The following is a 16,178-nucleotide window of genomic DNA, read 5'->3' as shown; positions in this document are numbered from 1 at the left end:
TCGCGCGAGGGCAATTCTACTCTTTCATATTCGGTTTCGCTAGAGCGCCGGATTTCCTCCGTCTCTGGCGCTTTTTACGCGCTTCAGCTGCGCAACGATAATGACGCTGATGACAACAAGCAGGAACCAGGAGCTGATTTTTCCCAGGTGGACAATATGCCAGGTATGCTCCTGGTCCGGATAGGCCCATGCCCCCATAAACGTCGAAATATTTTCCGCGAGCCAGATGAAAAAGCCGATAAGCAGGAAGGACAGCACGACATGCATGCGGTACTCCCTCCCCCCCACCTTGTAAGCAAAGGATGTCCGGTAAAAGACGATAATCAGAAGCAGCGTCAGCAGCCACCGCATATCCCACAAATAGTGATGGGTAAAAAAGTTTAGATAAATAGCAGCGCACACCATTACGGCATAACGCTGCCGCGGCCACCCGTATACGGAGATCGACAGCCTCCTCCATGCCTGGCAGATATAGCTCGCAACGCTGGCGTACATAAACCCGCTGTAGAGCGGCACCCCAAACAGCTTCGACCAGCCTTCCCCCGGGTAAGACCAAGAACCCATATGCACTTTGTACAGTTCAAGCATCAATCCGATAATATGGAACATGCAAATGACCTTGAGCTCGTCGATCGTCTCCAGTTTAAATACCACCATTCCAATCTGGGCAAACAGGCAGATCAGCAAAAGCAGATCGTAACGATGAACGTAAGGTATGGATATAACCTTGGTTAAAGCAAGAGAAGCGAATATAATAACAGGAAAAATACAGGACATGGCCTGCTGATAACCAAAAATAAAAAGCTGCCATATACGGCGAATCCAGACGGCATTCAATAAGGGCTGCAATTCCATAAGTATGCCCCTCCTCTGCTTGATGGAAATTCACCATTAAAGTACCACAGATATTTATCGTTTTACAATAAATATTTAATGATATCATTGATATGTTTGTTCCGGAGAATGAAAAAAGCACTTCCCCGTTCGGAGAAATGCTCTTTTTCCTTAACTATTTATGCCGTTACCGCAGCTTCTTCCGCCCCCCGGGCAGCCGCCGCATATTGCTCCGTCCTGATCTTGAGATAAAGAACGAGAGATAGAATAACCCCAATCAGCGATAACCAGTCTATGAACAGATAATAAAGCGTAACCGTAATCCCGTTGATCATCCCCGACTCTAGCAGCAGCTTGCTTGCACCCAAGCCTAAGAGAAAATTAACTAGATTGACAACAAGGCCAAGTCCGAGAAAACGCCAGAATTGTCCTGCGGCCATATTGCGGCTGCTCTCGAGCGGATTCGTCACGGAGGTATTCTCAATCGAGACGACAGCGGGAAGCAGCAGAAGCCTGACGTACATGAACAAACCCGGAATGACGAACAACAGGAGCCCCGCCGAAAAAATGACGCTTTGGAGAAAACTATACATGATCATCCGAGGCCACTTGCGGAGCCCCCAGCGGTAAGCATCGGCAACGCTGCCCTTGCCGCCCCGGAGTCTCTCAATTAAGCAGTAAACGACAACGGGGGTCAGCAAGGTTAGGAATAGCTGGGAGATGATAATATCCTTGAGAATATTATCGATGGACACGTTGGAAAAACCGTAACAGATTATGAGTTCGACCGGCACGATTGTGATTGCCGTTATGAACAGCAGCACTGCGGCATTTTTAATAAAGAGAGAAAAGGTTAGTCCCAATACGCCTCCGCCCTTTGAAGGACGGACTTCGGGCAAATTCGTCATGGCGGGAATCAAGGGTTGTCTACCTCCTGAGCATCAAGGTGAACCGGCTTCCCGCCCTTAGACGGGATTGATCCGGCGAATTCTAAGCCATGTTTATGGGAGACGCAAACCTACATTCCTGGAATTGAAAAAAGAGCTGCCACTTAAGGTGACAGCTCTTTGTTGTTTACCAGCCGAGATTATCCTCGCGCGGGCGTTGTTCTTCCTTGATCAAAGTGTAGAGCTCACCGGCTTCATCCTTGCGGGTCGTCTCGGCAATTCGTTCGACGCGAACGGTTACCGTCTTCTGTCCGTATTGGATCGTTAGCTCATCCCCTGCTTTAACCGTGCTGCTAGCTTTCGCTTCACGGCCGTTGATCCAGACGCGTCCTTGCTCGGACACGTCCTTTGCTACCGTACGGCGCTTGATCAACCGGGATACTTTGAGGAATTTATCGAGACGCATGTATTACTTGATAGCGTCTTTCAGTTTGTTGCCTGCTTTGAATGCAGGAACTTTGGATTCTGGTATGGAGATTTCTTTACCCGTTTGCGGGTTGCGGCCAACGCGGCCGGAACGTTTACGAGTTTCGAAAGTACCGAAGCCGATCAATTGTACTTTGTCTCCGCCTGCAAGCGCGTCAGTAACTTCGCCGAGGAAGCCGTTCAGTACCGCTTCTACGTCACGTTTAGTCAAACCGCTTTTTGTTGCAATGTTGTTGATCAGATCTGTTTTGTTCATTATTAATATCCTCCTAAATTCAATTCGCCTGTTTTGTTCGGTCAGCGCTGCTACTGGGTGCTGCCGTTTGTTTGGTAATTTTAAGCATAAACACAAACACGTTGATACTTATTCTGCTTGTCTGTAAAAAAATCCTGCTGCACGAGTAAAAAAATTTACCGAAAGATGCAGAAATGTTGCGATTCGTGGCGAATCCGAGGCTCTATTGTCGCTTCGCTTCTTCCCACCAACGATCCATTTCTGTTAAATCAGTCTGGTCAAAAGTTTTGCCGTTTATACGAAGCTGCTCCTCAATATAAGAGAATCGGCTCTTAAATTTTGCATTGGTGCGAGAGAGAGCTTCTTCAGGATCCGCGTGGATAAAGCGAGAAGCGTTCACAACCGCAAACAGCAAATCTCCCAGCTCTCCTGCCTGCTCTTCCGAATCCTTCGAATCTATCGCCTCGCGCAGCTCGCGAAGCTCCTCTTCTATTTTGGTCAGAACCGGTCCCAGCTCCTCCCAATCAAAGCCAACCTTCGCCGCTTTCTTCTGAAGCTGGTAGGCCTTCATAAGCGCCGGCAGATCCTTCGGAATGCCGTCCAGCTGCGATTTGCGGGCATCGGCTTCGCCTTTCCGCTTCTTCTCCTCCGCCTTCATCTGCTCCCAGTTGGCAAGCGCTTCGCCGGCATCCCCGGCGCTACGGTCGCCAAACACATGCGGATGGCGGAAAATCAGCTTCTCGTTCAGGCTTTCGATAACGTCATAGACAGAGAATGCTCCCGTCTCCTCTTCCATCTGGCTGTGCAGCATCACCTGAAGGATCACGTCGCCAAACTCCTCCCGCATATTGTCGGGATCGTCGTTATCAATGGCTTCAAGCGCTTCATACAGCTCTTCGATGAAATTTTTGCGGATGGACTGATGCGTCTGCTCGCGGTCCCACGGACAGCCTTCGGGGCTGCGCAGAATAGCAACGATCTCATGCAGACGGTCGAACGTGCGGTTAAGAACGGCATCCTCTTCCGTACGGGGTACCCAAATCAGCGACAGATTGCCGAAGCCCGGTGTCCGGTCGAGCTCGTACAGCGGAACCTTAAGGATCTGTTCCTCGCCCGTTACTCCAAGCGCGTGACCAACAACAACCTCGTAGTCATCCGGGTAACGCTCCATCAGCGCGAGCTTCACATCCGATGCGGTATAAGCATCATAGACCTGCCCGATAATCGTATGTACGCGTGGCTGCACGTGAGCCGCCTTCAGCTCTGCCGCATCAAGCAGCGCAAAGCCTTCGATCGGATCAATGCCAAGACGGATAAAAGCCTGGTCAAGGAAGCTTTCCCCGCCGATAATTTCGAGCGTTATACCAGCCAACGAGCAGCGCTCGCGCAGCAGCTGTACCGTACGCTCCGCTACCATCGGATGCCCAGGTACGGCATACAGGATTGGCGCGGATGCCTCCTGCGCCTTGCGGACAAGCGTATCCGCTATTGTATCATAAACCTCCGGAAAGGTGTCATGCTGTTCATAAACGCTGTCAAAGGACGTGTAATCCAGCTGATGCTCCCGCAGCAGCGACATCACCGGATGCTGCTCCGTGCGGACATAAATCGCCTCCGCCTCCTGCAGCCTCCGCCACACGCCAAGCGTTAATTGATCGGGATCGCCCGATCCCAGGCCAACTACCGTTATCGTTTGCGCCATATTCGTAATGCTCCTTCCTGCCACAAGCAGATTCTACAGGTAGTATACCATTTCTTGCATGGGGATTAATAATACCCGGCAGCTGGAGACAACAATGTTTACCGCATTTAGCAGGCCTTTTGCCTGCTGCAGCTTGTGCAGGCTGCTCTTGCGGTGCCGTTTGCTGTATTTAGCAGGCCTTTTGCCTGCTGCGGCCCGTTTGGCCCGCACTAACGGCGCCGTTTGCCGCATGTAGCAGGCTTTTTGCCTGCTGCGGCCCGCGTTGACCGCTCATGTTGCTCCTTTCCCCCTCTTGCAGCGCAGGGACCGGGGAATCAGGTATACTAAAGGCAATAAGGAACATAAAAGGAGAGGGCTGCTCTGAAAATCGTTATAGCACCGGATTCATTCAAAGGCAGTTTGTCCGCCGCTTCGGCAGCGGAAGCCATTGCTCAAGGCATTCGGCGGTGCGTGCCGGATGCCGGCATTGTCAAGCTTCCGATCGCTGACGGCGGAGAGGGAACGCTCGACAGCCTGCTCGCCGCTACGGGCGGTGAGCGCATAACCGTTATCGTAACGGGCCCGCTAGGGGCAAGCGTCAGCGCTTCTTACGGAATAATCGAACAGACGGCCGTTATTGAGATGGCGGAAGCTTCTGGCCTTTGCTTGCTGACGGAGGAGCAGCGTAACCCGGCCTTGACGACAACTTACGGGACAGGCGAGCTTATCCGCCACGCGCTGGACCGTGGTTGCCGGCGGTTTCTGCTCACCGTAGGCGGCAGTGCCACTAATGACGGCGGGACCGGCATGCTGCAGGCTCTAGGGATGCGGCTGCTGAATCGGCAGGGCAATCCCGTCTCGCCCGGCGGAGGGTCTCTAGCGGATATTGCGACGATTGACGACAGTCTATGGGATCCGCGCATTGCGGAGTCTTCTTTTGTTATCGCCACTGACGTGCAAAACCCGCTTATCGGGGAGCAGGGGGCTTCAAGCGTATTTGGTCCGCAGAAAGGCGCTTCTCCCGAGACGGTAGACCTGCTAGAGCATGGGATGACGGCGTGGGCGGATCTAATCGAAGCGAAAACGGGAATCCGGCTTCACGAACGCCCTGGCACAGGTGCAGCCGGCGGCTTGTGCGGCGCCTATCTGGCCTTCTTTCCCGCTTCCGTTCGCCGCGGCATTGATGTCGTTCTGGAGCATGTGCGTCTGGAGGAGCATCTAGACGGTGCGGATCTGGTCATAACCGGGGAAGGCCGCATCGATCACCAGACTTCCTCCGGCAAAGCGCCGATGGGCGTCTCCCAACTGGCCAAGAAGCATGGAGTACCTGCGATTGCGTTGGCGGGCTCCGTCGGCTCCGGCATTGATGTCCTGCATGCGGAGGGAATTAGCAGCGTACACAGCATCATGAATACGCCAATGACCTTACAGGAAGCGATGGAGCGTGCCCCCATCCTGCTTGAGCAGTCGGCTGAGCAAGTTATCCGTGCTTTTCTGGCAGGACGCGCAAGCAAACCATAAAGGACCGGAGGGATATTCGAAATGAAATATGATTGGAAAAAGAACGACAAGCCGCTTTATCTGCCCAAAAATTCCCCTTCCGTCATCGAAGTCCCCGCAATGAACTATTTCATGCTGAATGGCAAAGGCAATCCCAATCACCCGGAATTCGCAGAGGCGGTTGGAGTACTCTATTCCTTGTCCTACACCGTAAAAATGCTGCCTAAAAAAGGAGCTGCGCCGGAGGGATATTACGAATACGCCGTTTTTCCGCTCGAGGGTATATGGGATCTGGAGGAGGAGGCTAGACAAGCTGCCGTTCTCGACAAGGACAAGCTCGTCTACACCCTTATGATCAGGCAGCCCGACTTCGTAACGGAGGCATTGGCACGAGAAGTTATCGAGAACGTCAGCAGGAAAAAGCCCCACCCGCTCCTAAGCAACGTAACGTTCGGACAGCTGGAGGAAGGTCTCTGCGTCCAGATGATGCATCACGGTCCTTACGATGACGAACCGGCCAGCTTCGAAAAGATGGAGCAGTATTGCGAGGAACAGGGGCTCCGGCGGATCTCCAAGCTCCATAAAGAAATCTACATATCCGATGCCAGAAAAACGCAGCCGGAAAAACTAAAAACCGTCCTCCGTTTCCAGGCGGGGCGCAATTGATATTCCGTACGGGATTCTACTGATTGACGCATATGCGATCTCAGTCCAGGATTGTATCTCTTTCGGTTGCTGTTGCCGTCTAAAAGCTTGAATAAGCTCGTAAACGAGGCTTTTAGACGGCAAAGGCAAAAGCTCCGCTCCTTAAAGAGATACAATCCCTCCCCTCCATCCATTGCTTTAAACCACAATAGGCTGCCCACTGAACCGGGCAGCCGAATTATTTTAGGGACGGCCTGAGTCCACCAGGCCGCCCAGAAAAAAATTAGGCCGCCCAGTATGAGTGGGCGGCCTAATTTGCCTATAAAAACCGCGCTTTGTGCGGTTTTTGATCGCGTTGCGATCGATAGATAGGGTAAAGGAAATATACTTACTGGAAGAGCGTAGCGCTTGCCTTTGTACCCATGAAATCTCGCCTGAGCGAGTGAATTCAAAATTTCATGGGTACAACAGCAACTGGAAGGAAGTATATTTTCTGTCCCGCCAGCATCGATTATGAGAATCGCGGAAGCCAATCCCCATGAGCCTCGATCAAATCGTCGCACAAAGCCACAATATCATCCATGGACAGCTCCGCCGAAGTATGAGGATCCAGCATAGCGGCATGGTAGATATGCTCTTTCTTCTGCGTCAGCGCCGCTTCAATCGTCAGCAGCTGCGTATTAATGTTCGTGCGGTTAAGAGCAGCCAGCTGCGGCGGCAGATCGCCGACATACGTCGGATTGATGCCCGAGCGGTCAACAAGGCACGGAACCTCTACGCAAGCTTCCTTCGGCAGGTTGGTAATCAAGCCGGTGTTCATAACGTTGCCGCCGATTTTGAACGGTTTGCCCGTTTCAATGGCCTCCATAATATGGGAAGCGTATTCATGACTGCGTTTATGCTCGATATTGCTGTTGGCAAGCAACGATTCACGCATATTATTCCAGCCTTTGATCTGCTCGACGCAACGGCGCGGATACTCATCCAGCGGAATATTGAAGCGCTCGATCAGCTCCGGATAATTGCGCTTGATGAAGTACGGATGATACTCCGCGTTATGCTCGGACGACTCCGTGATGTAATAGCCGAACTTCAGCATCATTTCGAACCGGACCATGTCATGATGCTTCTCCTTCTGCTTCTCCGCCGCACGGCGCTTAATCTCCGGATAGAGATCCACGCCATCCTTCTTCACTTCAAGCAGCCACGCCATATGGTTGATGCCCGCAATCTTGGATTCCACTCCCGTAGCGTCCATTTCCAAGCTTCTGAACAGATCGGACACGCAAGCCTGCACGCTGTGGCACAAGCCCACCGCTCTAACGCCGCCCGCCGTCGACAGCACGTTCGTCAGAACCGCCATTGGATTGGTATAATTCATGAACAGAGCGTCCGGACATACCTCGCGCATATCCTTTGCGAAATCAAGCACAACCGGAATCGTGCGCAGATTGCGGAAAATACCGCCGATGCCAACCGTATCGGCAATCGTCTGGCGCAGCCCGTATTTTTTCGGAATCTCAAAATCCGTAATCGTACATGGATCGTAGCCGCCGACTTGAATGGCGTTGACCACATATTTAGCTCCGCGGAGCGCTTCTTTCCGATCGGAATAGGCTTTAACGACACAGCTGCTTCCGAGGGATGCTTTCATATTCAACAGCAGCTGCTCGGAATCGCGCAGCCGTCCCGCGTCAATATCGAATAAGGCAAGCTCGAAGCCTTGCAGGGCCTCCGTTGACATTACGTCACCAAGAACATTTTTCGCGAATACCGTGCTTCCCGCACCTAGAAAAGTAATTTTAGACATCTTTGCTTCCGCCTCCGTTTTCGTAAAAGGAATTGACTCCTTCACTATATATCCGAAGCAGGCAAGCGAACATGGCAAAGCCTCTTATTTATTTGTCATAATCCCATTTCCTTATGACGAGCCGCGCCGCCTTGTTTATAATAAAGAAATAAGCTGTGTACCATCCGCATTGGAGGGAACCGCCCTATGCCGTTAACCGAAATTTATCTGCCCAGTCCGGCAACAGAGCGTTATATGGACTTAAGCCTGCTCTTTTGGGGCAAACAGGATTGCGATCCCGGGCATTATTGGGGTCCCGGTCTGCGCGATATGTATATTATTCATTACATCCACAGCGGCACCGGTCAATTCCGGTTAGGCGAGCTCAGCTATGAGCTGCATGCCGGCCAAGGCTTTCTTATCATTCCGGGCTCGCTTGTGCATTACAAAGCTGACGAGGAGAACCCCTGGACTTACTCCTGGGTAGGACTTAAAGGACTTCATGCGAAATCGCTTCTGCAGCGGGCCGGACTTAGCTCCGTAAATCCAATATTTGACGCGACGGAGCAGAAAGACTTTTTCGAATCCGTCTATGAGCAATTCCATCAAGCCCTTGAAGATCATCCCGGCAGCGCGGATCTATTCAGTCAAAGTCTTCTGTACCAGTACATGGCCCGGCTGGTTGCCTGCAATAAGATGCCCTCTGCCCCGGCGCATGCCGTTAATACGAAAGAAGCCTACATCAACAAAGCGGTTGCCTTTATCGAGAACAGTTACAGCCTTCCGATCTCCGTTCAGGACATCGCGAATTTCGTGGGGCTCGACCGCACTTACCTGTCCGGCTTATTCAAAGCGCAGCTGGGCGTATCCTTGCAGGCCTTCCTGCTCCGTTTCCGGATGAACCGGGCCGTTGAGCTTCTGCATCACCAAGAGCTTACCATTGGCGACATCGCCCGCTCCGTCGGATATACCGACCCATTCCTGTTCTCGAAAATGTTCAAGAGAGTGATCGGAAGCTCTCCACGGGCATCCCGGGACCATATCAACCGCACCGCCACATAAAAAGGCTTGGTTTCCGTTACGATGCAACCTGCAGTCGGTTAACGGGAACCAAGCCTTCATTTTCGCCCTTATTATTGTTCCATTTGTTTTGCCAGGAAGCCTGCCGCCGTCTCCACCATTTTGGTTTCCATCTGCGACATTTTAACCGCTTCGTCTTTGCTGAGCAGGACAACGGTGCCGATTGGATCTCCTCCTGCAACGATTGGTGCTGCTACATATGCGGAGTATGTGTCGTGCATATCCTTAACGATCTCGTATGTGCCGGAAGTGCCTTCAATCGTCTTGCGGTTATCCATGCAGCCTTCCAGAATCGAGCCGATCTGCTTCTCCAGCAGTTCTTTTTTCGAAGCGCCGGCTACGGCAATAACCGTATCGCGGTCGGTAATGAGGGTAACATGGTTGGTGCTCTCGAATAAGGATTCGGCATACTCTTTGGCGAAGTCGCCAAGCTCTCCGATTGGAGAGTATTTCTTCAGGATTACTTCACCATCGCGGTCAACAAATATTTCGAGCGGATCTCCTTCACGGATACGTAAAGTACGGCGGATCTCCTTCGGAATCACCACACGCCCGAGATCATCGATGCGACGTACAATTCCAGTTGCTTTCATTTCTTGTTGCCCCACTTTCCTAGAGGATTTTAAGTCACTGGATACGATTAGCCTTCATAACAAGCGATTGCCGCCCACCTGGTCCATAACCCAAGGATTAAAGCGTTCTCGCGGAAAAAGAATGATTCAGCTAGCGGAGCGCCTATTCTAAAGCTGCCGTTATGCTGGTTGTGTTTCGGCGGCTCTTATGTCTAGCGCGTTCGATAACGAATTCTTTTGTGAATCTGACCATAGTATTCATCGGCTCCCAATTTCTTATGCACGGCCATCCGCCGCTTCCCGCGGGTTTCCTGCTGAAGCCAGGCAATCTCGGACAGATGTGTAAGACAATCCGTAAAGCACCATTTAAAGCATTCCCTTCTATGCCAAAAACCTTGCTTCATTTCCTTCTTTTTAATAATTAACCCCACTAATTGTTCCACGTGAAAAAATCCATACATGAGAAAACCGCCGTTCCACCCTTTAAAAGATGGAACGGCGGCTGCCAAACATCACTCATTATTAGCCGGATTGCTGGGCGCTGGTTTAGGCAGCCTTCCGGCTTTGCCAAGCGCCTCCCGGAGCAAAAACTCGATATGCCCGTTCACGCTGCGGAATTCATCATTCGCCCATTGCTCGATGGCACGGTGTAAATCTGGATCGAGCCGGAGCGCAAAAGCTTTCTTTTCTTTCCCCATTGGACGGTCCTCTTAGGAGTACAGCGTGCCCGTATTAATAACCGGCGTTGCCCCCCGGTCGGATACAATGGCAACCATCAGATTGTTGACCATTGCCGCGCGACGCTCCTCATCCAGCTCGATTCCGTTCTCCGCCAGTTGCTTCAATGCGGAATCCACCATGCCAACCGCGCCTTCCACAATTCTTTGGCGTGCCGATACGATTGCAATCGCCTGCTGGCGCTGCAGCATGGCGTTTGCGATCTCCGGCGCGTAAGCCAGATGCGTCAGGCGGGTCTCCAGCACTTCTACGCCGGCTACAGCCAGACGATTCTGCAGTTCATTCATCATCTCCGCCGCTACTTCATCCGCATTGCCGCGTAGCGACTGCTGTGCGGAGTCGGTGAAGGTATCGTAAGGATATTGGGCAGCGATATGGCGAACAGCCGTCTCGCTCTGAATTTCCACGAAGCGCTCGTAGTTATCCACGTCAAAGGAGGCCTTAGCGGTCTCCGTCACTTTAAATACGACAACGGCGCCAATCTCAACCGGATTGCCTTCCGCGTCATTCACCTTCAAGGTCTGGCTGTTGAAGTTGCGGACTTTCATCGACACCTTCTTTTTGTTCGTGAACGGTACTACAATCCACAAGCCGCTCATACGGACCGTACCTACATACGTACCGAAGAACGTAATCACCTTCGCTTCATTCGGCTGAACGATTGTAAGCGAGGATATTGCCACTATAAAGACCACCTCAAGCAATATCCCAAGAACAATCAGGAAAACGTTCGGGTCCAGCTGATCGGAGCCAAATATAATAAGTGCGATACCTCCGGCAAAAGAAATAATCGCGGCGAGCAATGCGAGGAATCCGTTTACGTGCCAAGCCTTATATTCCTTCATAAGAACACCCCTTATATTGTTTTGATATAATTATGATATCACTTTTTACAAATACAAGAAAGTGTTTCATCAAAAAAAGCTGATCCATCATTTGCATGATGGGATCAGCTTTCTTTAAAGGCTTATTTAGCTGCCGGGGATTCCGATGCAGCCGGGGATTCGGACGCCGCTGGGGACTCCGAAGCACCTGGCGATGCGGATGCACCTGGCGATGCGGATGCTTCAGGAAGCGTGATTTTCACGTCTTGCTTCGGCATTTCGTCCGTCATAAACGTATTCATGTGGTTGTAAGCCACTACGCTTTGTACTTCTTGCTTCTGCTCGGCCGTAATTTTGTCGTACGCTACTTGGTCGCGTTTTTCAACTTTGATAACATGGTAGCCGTATTCGGTCTCAACCGGATCACCGATTTTGCCTACTGGCTGCGTCAGAGCCGCATTTTTGAAGCCCTCTACCCAATCCGAAGCTTTCGCGTCCTTGTATTCGCCGCCGTTATCCTTCGAGCCTGTATCGTCGGAATACTCTTTCGCAAGAGCTGTCCAATCTCCGCCTGCATCAAGCTTCGCTTTCACTTCTTTTGCACGGGCCAGAGCTTCTTCTTTCGTGCGGAGCGTCTTCGTGGAATCCGAAGGATCCGTTGTTGCTACGAGAATATGACGAACGGTTACCGGATTGTAGTTGCCGATGTTTTTCGCGTACTCGGCTTTCATCTCGTCATCCGTTACTTTCGAATTCATATGCTCAACTACAACCAGCATCAGGTTGAGGTAGGTTCTTACGTCAGCTGTAGATACTTTTTTGTCGTCCAGCGTCTTTTTCACGTCGGCGTTCGTTTTAAGCGTATCTTCAAAGCTCTTCATTTGCTCGTCCGTTTGATCGCCTGCTTTTTTAAGCGTTGCTTCCGTAGCTTGCTTGGCAAGGATCTTGTACGAAATGAATTGCTGCAGCAATTGCTCCTTGAATTGCGGGATTGCAATCACTTGCTCGTAGCCCGGCTGCATGATGTTGAAGATATCCAGGTACTTGTTGAACTCCGCTTCTGTGACGTTGCCGTCTTTGTAGGTTGCAACGACAGTACCTTTGCCTGCCCCCGCGAAAGTGAGGCCCGTGGAGCCGCCCTCGTTATCTTTCTTGCCACCGCAAGCCGCCATGATCGTCATGACCAGCACTGCCGCGATTACGAGCAGTGCGCTTCTGCGCCATGTCGATTTGCGTTTTGTGTGCAACATGTTGAATCCCCTTTCAATATGAGAAGTTTATTGTATTGTAACAGAAAACGACAAGGCTTGACCACAAGGTTGTAACAGCTGCCCCGCGCAAGGAGGAGCAGCCCGGCATTCGAAGCGCTGATTTATCCTCAGCTTTTTGCATCCTGCAGCGCTTCTTCGCCTTTTCTCGCATCCTTGAATTTCTTCAGGAAGCCCTCAAGAAGCTGGACCTTCTGATCCATCTCAAGCCCTTTGCCGCGCAGCAGAAGCGTTGGATACTCATCCTGAATTGCGCCTTGGCGGAACCGGTTCTCGTACTGCACGCACAGCTGATCCACCAGCTTGCGGTCAATCCGCTTCTTCTCGCGTTCGCTGAAGCGGACGATAAGGTCATCGCCCTTCTGGCTGATCTGCTCAATGCCGTATTGCGTGCCGTATACCTTAAGCCGCGCAACCGAGAGCAGATTGTCCACGGCCTGCGGCAGATTGCCGAAACGGTCGATCAGCTCCTCTGCCAGATCCTCCGCTTCGTCAATCGACGTAACGGTAGCCACCTTCTTGTAGATCTCGATCTTCTGGATGCTGTCGTAAATATAATCGGAAGGCAAGTAAGCGTCGATGCTGACGTCGATCAGCGTGCTGACGCGGCGCTCTTCCTTCACTTCCACGCCTTCCATCTCCGCCTTGCGCTTCGCAATTTCGTCAGCCAGCATCTGCGAATACAGATCAAAACCGACGGAGGCGATAAAGCCATGCTGCTCCGCTCCAAGCAAATTACCCGCTCCGCGGATGGAAAGGTCGCGCATTGCGATCTTGAAGCCGGAACCCAGCTCCGTAAATTCCTTGATCGACTGCAGGCGCTTCTCCGCCACCTCGGTGAGCACCTTGTCCCGTTGATAGGTGAAATAGGCGTAAGCAATCCGGTTCGAACGGCCAACCCTACCCCGCAGCTGATACAGCTGGGAGAGGCCCATTTTGTCCGCATCGTGCACGATCAACGTATTTACGTTCGGAATATCGACGCCGGTCTCGATAATGCTCGTGCTGACTAGCACGTCGGACTCGCCGTCCAGGAAGTCCAGAATCGTCTTCTCCAGCTCCTGCTCCGACATTTGGCCATGACCGACCGCAACCTTGGCATCCGGCACAAGCGCATTGATCTGCTCGGCCATCTGGTAAATCCCTTGCACGCGGTTATACAAGTAATAAACCTGCCCGCCGCGGGCAAGCTCCCGCTCAATCGCTTCGCGCACGAGCGAGGTGCTGTATTCGACGACGTAAGTCTGCACCGGGAAACGGTTCTCCGGTGGCGTCTCGATAACCGACAAATCGCGAACGCCCAGCATAGACATATGCAAGGTCCGCGGAATAGGCGTAGCGGTCAGCGTCAGTACGTCGACATTGGTCTTCAGCTTCTTGAGCTTCTCCTTATGCGACACGCCGAACCGCTGCTCTTCGTCGACGATAAGCAGACCCAAGTCTTTAAAAATAACATCCTGCGACAGTAAGCGGTGCGTGCCGATCACTACATCGACCGTACCCGCCTTCAAGCCCTTCATCGTATCGTTTTGCTCCTTGCGGGAACGGAACCGGCTTAATACCTGAATGTTGAACGGATATCCGGAGAATCGTTCCCGGAAGGTTTCGTAATGCTGCTGGGCAAGAATGGTCGTTGGCACTAGAATAGCTACCTGCTTCCCTTCGATTGCCGCCTTGAAAGCGGCGCGAACCGCCACTTCGGTCTTGCCGTAGCCTACATCGCCGCAGAGGAGACGATCCATCGGCTGGGGCTTCTGCATATCCTTCTTGATCTCTTCGATCGCCCGCAGCTGATCGCGCGTCTCATCGTAAGGAAACATCGCTTCGAATTCGTTCTGGTAGGCCGTATCCTGGCCGAAAGCGAATCCGGGCGCCGACTGACGCTCCGCGTACAGCTTGATCAAGTCATCGGCAATATCCTGAACGGAAGCGCGGACTTTATTTTTCGCCCGTACCCATTCGCTGCCGCCCAGCTTATTGATCTTCGGCTCCTTCTCTTCGGAACCGACGTATTTCTGAATCATGTCGACCTGCTCGACCGGCACGGACAGCTTATCGCCGCCGGCATACAGGATATGCAGGTAGTCCTTATGAATGCCGCCGATCTCCAGCGTGCCAATACCGACGTATTTGCCGATACCGTGGTTCTGGTGAACGACGTAATCGCCGACCTTCAGCTCGGTATAGCTCTTGATCCGCTCGGCATTGTCGATCTTCTTATCCATCCGGCGCGCTTTGCGCTGCTTCTGCGAGAACATCTCGCCTTCCGTAATAATGACAAGATGCGAGGAGGGCAGCTCAAAGCCGGATTGAAGATTACCCTCAATCAGGATCGGAGGCTCGATATGGTAATCCTGCAGCACGCGGCGGATCCGGTCGAGCCGCTCGGCGTTGCCGCCCAGCATCATCACCTTCGCGCCGGTCTTTTTCCACCGCTCCATCTCCGCCTTGAGCACATTCATCTGGCCGTGGAAGTTCTGCATCGCTCGGCTCGTCATATTCAGGATATTTTGAGGCTGCGAATGCGGAGTTTGACGCAGAAAGAGCGACATAAACAGCGTTTGGAACTTCCGGTGATGCAGAATCTCATCCGATTCCCGGGCAAGCGTAAAGCTTGGCAGCGATTTGCCGTTGGAGAGCAGATGGGTCGACCATTCCGCCTCATCCCGCTCCAGCTGGCGGCCCGTCTCGATCAGCCTTGTCGGCTCATCCAGGATCAGAACCGTATCCTCCGGCATATAGTCCAGAATGGTCTGTCTTTCCGGGTACAGCAAGGATATATATTTATAGATTTCAGGAAAATAGACTTGCTCCCGCAGCTTCTCGATCTCGCCGCCGATTTCCTGACGGAGGCGATCCTTCGCCATTCGGTCCGTCATTTTGTCGAGCTGCTGGGCAAGAAGAGTCGCCGCATGCTCCGCTGCAGCGCTAAAGCGCCGCTGGTCGGCAACGATCTCCTGACAAGGCGTTACGGTAAACGTCTGCAGGTTATCAAGCGAACGTTGGTCGGAAGGGTCGAAGGTACGGATTGAATCAATCTCGTCTCCAAACCATTCGATCCGGTACGCGAGCTCCGCCGTGAGCGGATAAAAGTCTACGATACCGCCCCGTACGCTCATCTCGCCTTTGGACTCCACGCGGTCCGCGCGAATATAGCCAAGACCGGTCATTTGGCGCAGGAAATCATCCAGCTCAATCGTGTCGCCAACCTTAACCGTGATTTTCGCGTCCGACATAACCCCTTTTATCGGCTGATAGCGCCGAATCCCGGAGAACGGAACGACAATAATCCCGCGGAAGCCTTCGGACAGCTTGATCAGCACATCCATGCGCTGCGCCAGCGTCTCAGGACTTGAGATCGCCGCTTCGGCAGCTACCAGCTCATTCGCGGGATATAACAATACATCATCGGCAGAGATGCATTCCTGCAAATCCTCTGCAATTTTCTGTGCGGCATACATATTATGCGTGACAACAAGCAGCGGACGGTCTAGATCATCCTTCACCGCCGCAACGAGTACTTGCCTGGAAGAGCCCGCAAGTCCCGATATCATCTGTTCGCGCATTCCTTTGCGGACGCCGGCTATAATCGATTGTACATCCGGATCCGCGGCAAAAGCCTGTACTAACGCTTTCAAT

General features: G+C 52.4%; 14 protein-coding genes. 3 read left to right on the top strand and 11 right to left on the bottom strand.

Features of this window, described 5'->3' with window-relative positions; genetic code table 11:
* Positions 1 to 39 precede the first annotated feature (39 nt).
* The 5 genes from ACR9FF_RS00280 to mazG form a co-directional block, all read right to left on the bottom strand.
* Positions 40 to 855, bottom strand: a complete 816-nt coding sequence (locus ACR9FF_RS00280) for a DUF817 domain-containing protein (RefSeq protein ID WP_127497000.1) — start codon at positions 853 to 855, stop codon at positions 40 to 42.
* A 158-nt stretch (positions 856 to 1,013) separates the two neighbouring features.
* Entirely contained in the window at positions 1,014 to 1,754 is a 741-nt protein-coding gene (locus ACR9FF_RS00275; RefSeq protein WP_435168159.1) for a hypothetical protein, read from the bottom strand.
* Between the two features lie 154 nt (positions 1,755 to 1,908).
* Entirely contained in the window at positions 1,909 to 2,187 is a 279-nt protein-coding gene (locus ACR9FF_RS00270; protein WP_012772052.1) for an RNA-binding S4 domain-containing protein, read from the bottom strand.
* Positions 2,188 to 2,190: 3 nt separating this feature from the next.
* Positions 2,191 to 2,463 carry an HU family DNA-binding protein gene (locus ACR9FF_RS00265; RefSeq protein WP_012772051.1) on the bottom strand — a complete coding sequence of 91 codons (273 nt, stop codon included), beginning with the start codon at positions 2,461 to 2,463 and terminating at the stop codon, positions 2,191 to 2,193.
* Between the two features lie 202 nt (positions 2,464 to 2,665).
* Positions 2,666 to 4,144, bottom strand: a complete 1,479-nt coding sequence (mazG, locus tag ACR9FF_RS00260) for a nucleoside triphosphate pyrophosphohydrolase (RefSeq protein ID WP_435168157.1) — start codon at positions 4,142 to 4,144, stop codon at positions 2,666 to 2,668.
* A 360-nt stretch (positions 4,145 to 4,504) separates the two neighbouring features.
* Between mazG and ACR9FF_RS00255 the strand changes: the two genes are divergently transcribed.
* Together ACR9FF_RS00255 and ACR9FF_RS00250 are read left to right on the top strand one after the other, a co-directional pair.
* A complete protein-coding gene (locus tag ACR9FF_RS00255) occupies positions 4,505 to 5,644 on the top strand; it encodes a glycerate kinase (protein WP_435172013.1) in 1,140 nt (379 codons plus the stop codon).
* A 21-nt stretch (positions 5,645 to 5,665) separates the two neighbouring features.
* Positions 5,666 to 6,289 (top strand): GyrI-like domain-containing protein, encoded by a 624-nt coding sequence (locus tag ACR9FF_RS00250; RefSeq protein WP_435168155.1) that lies wholly within the window; start codon positions 5,666 to 5,668, stop codon positions 6,287 to 6,289.
* 490 nt (positions 6,290 to 6,779) lie between these two features.
* Here ACR9FF_RS00250 and ACR9FF_RS00245 read toward each other — a convergent pair whose 3' ends face one another.
* Complete coding sequence (locus tag ACR9FF_RS00245) at positions 6,780 to 8,078, bottom strand: alpha-glucosidase/alpha-galactosidase (RefSeq protein ID WP_435168153.1); 1,299 nt, start codon at positions 8,076 to 8,078, stop codon at positions 6,780 to 6,782.
* A 186-nt stretch (positions 8,079 to 8,264) separates the two neighbouring features.
* Between ACR9FF_RS00245 and ACR9FF_RS00240 the strand changes: the two genes are divergently transcribed.
* On the top strand, positions 8,265 to 9,119 hold the full coding sequence (locus tag ACR9FF_RS00240) for an AraC family transcriptional regulator (RefSeq protein WP_435168151.1): 855 nt from the start codon (positions 8,265 to 8,267) through the stop codon (positions 9,117 to 9,119).
* Between the two features lie 71 nt (positions 9,120 to 9,190).
* On the opposite strand, the gene spoVT is transcribed toward ACR9FF_RS00240, so the two are convergent.
* The 5 genes from spoVT to mfd form a co-directional block, all read right to left on the bottom strand.
* Positions 9,191 to 9,730 carry a stage V sporulation protein T gene (gene spoVT, locus ACR9FF_RS00235; RefSeq protein WP_127497006.1) on the bottom strand — a complete coding sequence of 180 codons (540 nt, stop codon included), beginning with the start codon at positions 9,728 to 9,730 and terminating at the stop codon, positions 9,191 to 9,193.
* A 491-nt stretch (positions 9,731 to 10,221) separates the two neighbouring features.
* Positions 10,222 to 10,407: a hypothetical protein gene (locus ACR9FF_RS00230; RefSeq protein WP_201008796.1), complete on the bottom strand. Its 186-nt coding sequence runs from the start codon at positions 10,405 to 10,407 to the stop codon at positions 10,222 to 10,224.
* 12 nt (positions 10,408 to 10,419) lie between these two features.
* Positions 10,420 to 11,292 (bottom strand): SPFH domain-containing protein, encoded by an 873-nt coding sequence (locus ACR9FF_RS00225; protein WP_127497008.1) that lies wholly within the window; start codon positions 11,290 to 11,292, stop codon positions 10,420 to 10,422.
* 122 nt (positions 11,293 to 11,414) lie between these two features.
* Positions 11,415 to 12,521, bottom strand: a complete 1,107-nt coding sequence (locus ACR9FF_RS00220) for a foldase protein PrsA (protein ID WP_435168148.1) — start codon at positions 12,519 to 12,521, stop codon at positions 11,415 to 11,417.
* A 128-nt stretch (positions 12,522 to 12,649) separates the two neighbouring features.
* Positions 12,650 to 16,177, bottom strand: a complete 3,528-nt coding sequence (mfd, locus tag ACR9FF_RS00215; RefSeq protein ID WP_435168146.1) for a transcription-repair coupling factor — start codon at positions 16,175 to 16,177, stop codon at positions 12,650 to 12,652.
* Between the last annotated feature and the right edge of the window lies 1 nt (position 16,178).

It is taken from the genome of Paenibacillus glycanilyticus (assembly GCF_051200795.1).
Classification (GTDB): domain Bacteria; phylum Bacillota; class Bacilli; order Paenibacillales; family Paenibacillaceae; genus Pristimantibacillus; species Pristimantibacillus glycanilyticus.
The sequence above is the reverse complement of the archived record's forward strand: the minus strand, read 5'-3'. Positions and strand labels throughout refer to the sequence as shown.

Excerpts from the sequence above, each read along its gene's own strand:
- ACR9FF_RS00225 (WP_127497008.1), bottom strand. The coding sequence starts at position 11,292 with ATGAAGGAATATAAGGCTTGGCACGTAAACGGATTCCTCGCATTGCTC.
- ACR9FF_RS00280 (WP_127497000.1), bottom strand. The coding sequence starts at position 855 with ATGGAATTGCAGCCCTTATTGAATGCCGTCTGGATTCGCCGTATATGG.
- mazG (WP_435168157.1), bottom strand. The coding sequence starts at position 4,144 with ATGGCGCAAACGATAACGGTAGTTGGCCTGGGATCGGGCGATCCCGAT.
- ACR9FF_RS00230 (WP_201008796.1), bottom strand. The coding sequence starts at position 10,407 with ATGGGGAAAGAAAAGAAAGCTTTTGCGCTCCGGCTCGATCCAGATTTA.
- ACR9FF_RS00245 (WP_435168153.1), bottom strand. The coding sequence starts at position 8,078 with ATGTCTAAAATTACTTTTCTAGGTGCGGGAAGCACGGTATTCGCGAAA.
- ACR9FF_RS00220 (WP_435168148.1), bottom strand. The coding sequence starts at position 12,521 with ATGTTGCACACAAAACGCAAATCGACATGGCGCAGAAGCGCACTGCTC.
- ACR9FF_RS00265 (WP_012772051.1), bottom strand. The coding sequence starts at position 2,463 with ATGAACAAAACAGATCTGATCAACAACATTGCAACAAAAAGCGGTTTG.
- ACR9FF_RS00240 (WP_435168151.1), top strand. The coding sequence starts at position 8,265 with ATGCCGTTAACCGAAATTTATCTGCCCAGTCCGGCAACAGAGCGTTAT.
- ACR9FF_RS00250 (WP_435168155.1), top strand. The coding sequence starts at position 5,666 with ATGAAATATGATTGGAAAAAGAACGACAAGCCGCTTTATCTGCCCAAA.
- ACR9FF_RS00270 (WP_012772052.1), bottom strand. The coding sequence starts at position 2,187 with ATGCGTCTCGATAAATTCCTCAAAGTATCCCGGTTGATCAAGCGCCGT.
- spoVT (WP_127497006.1), bottom strand. The coding sequence starts at position 9,730 with ATGAAAGCAACTGGAATTGTACGTCGCATCGATGATCTCGGGCGTGTG.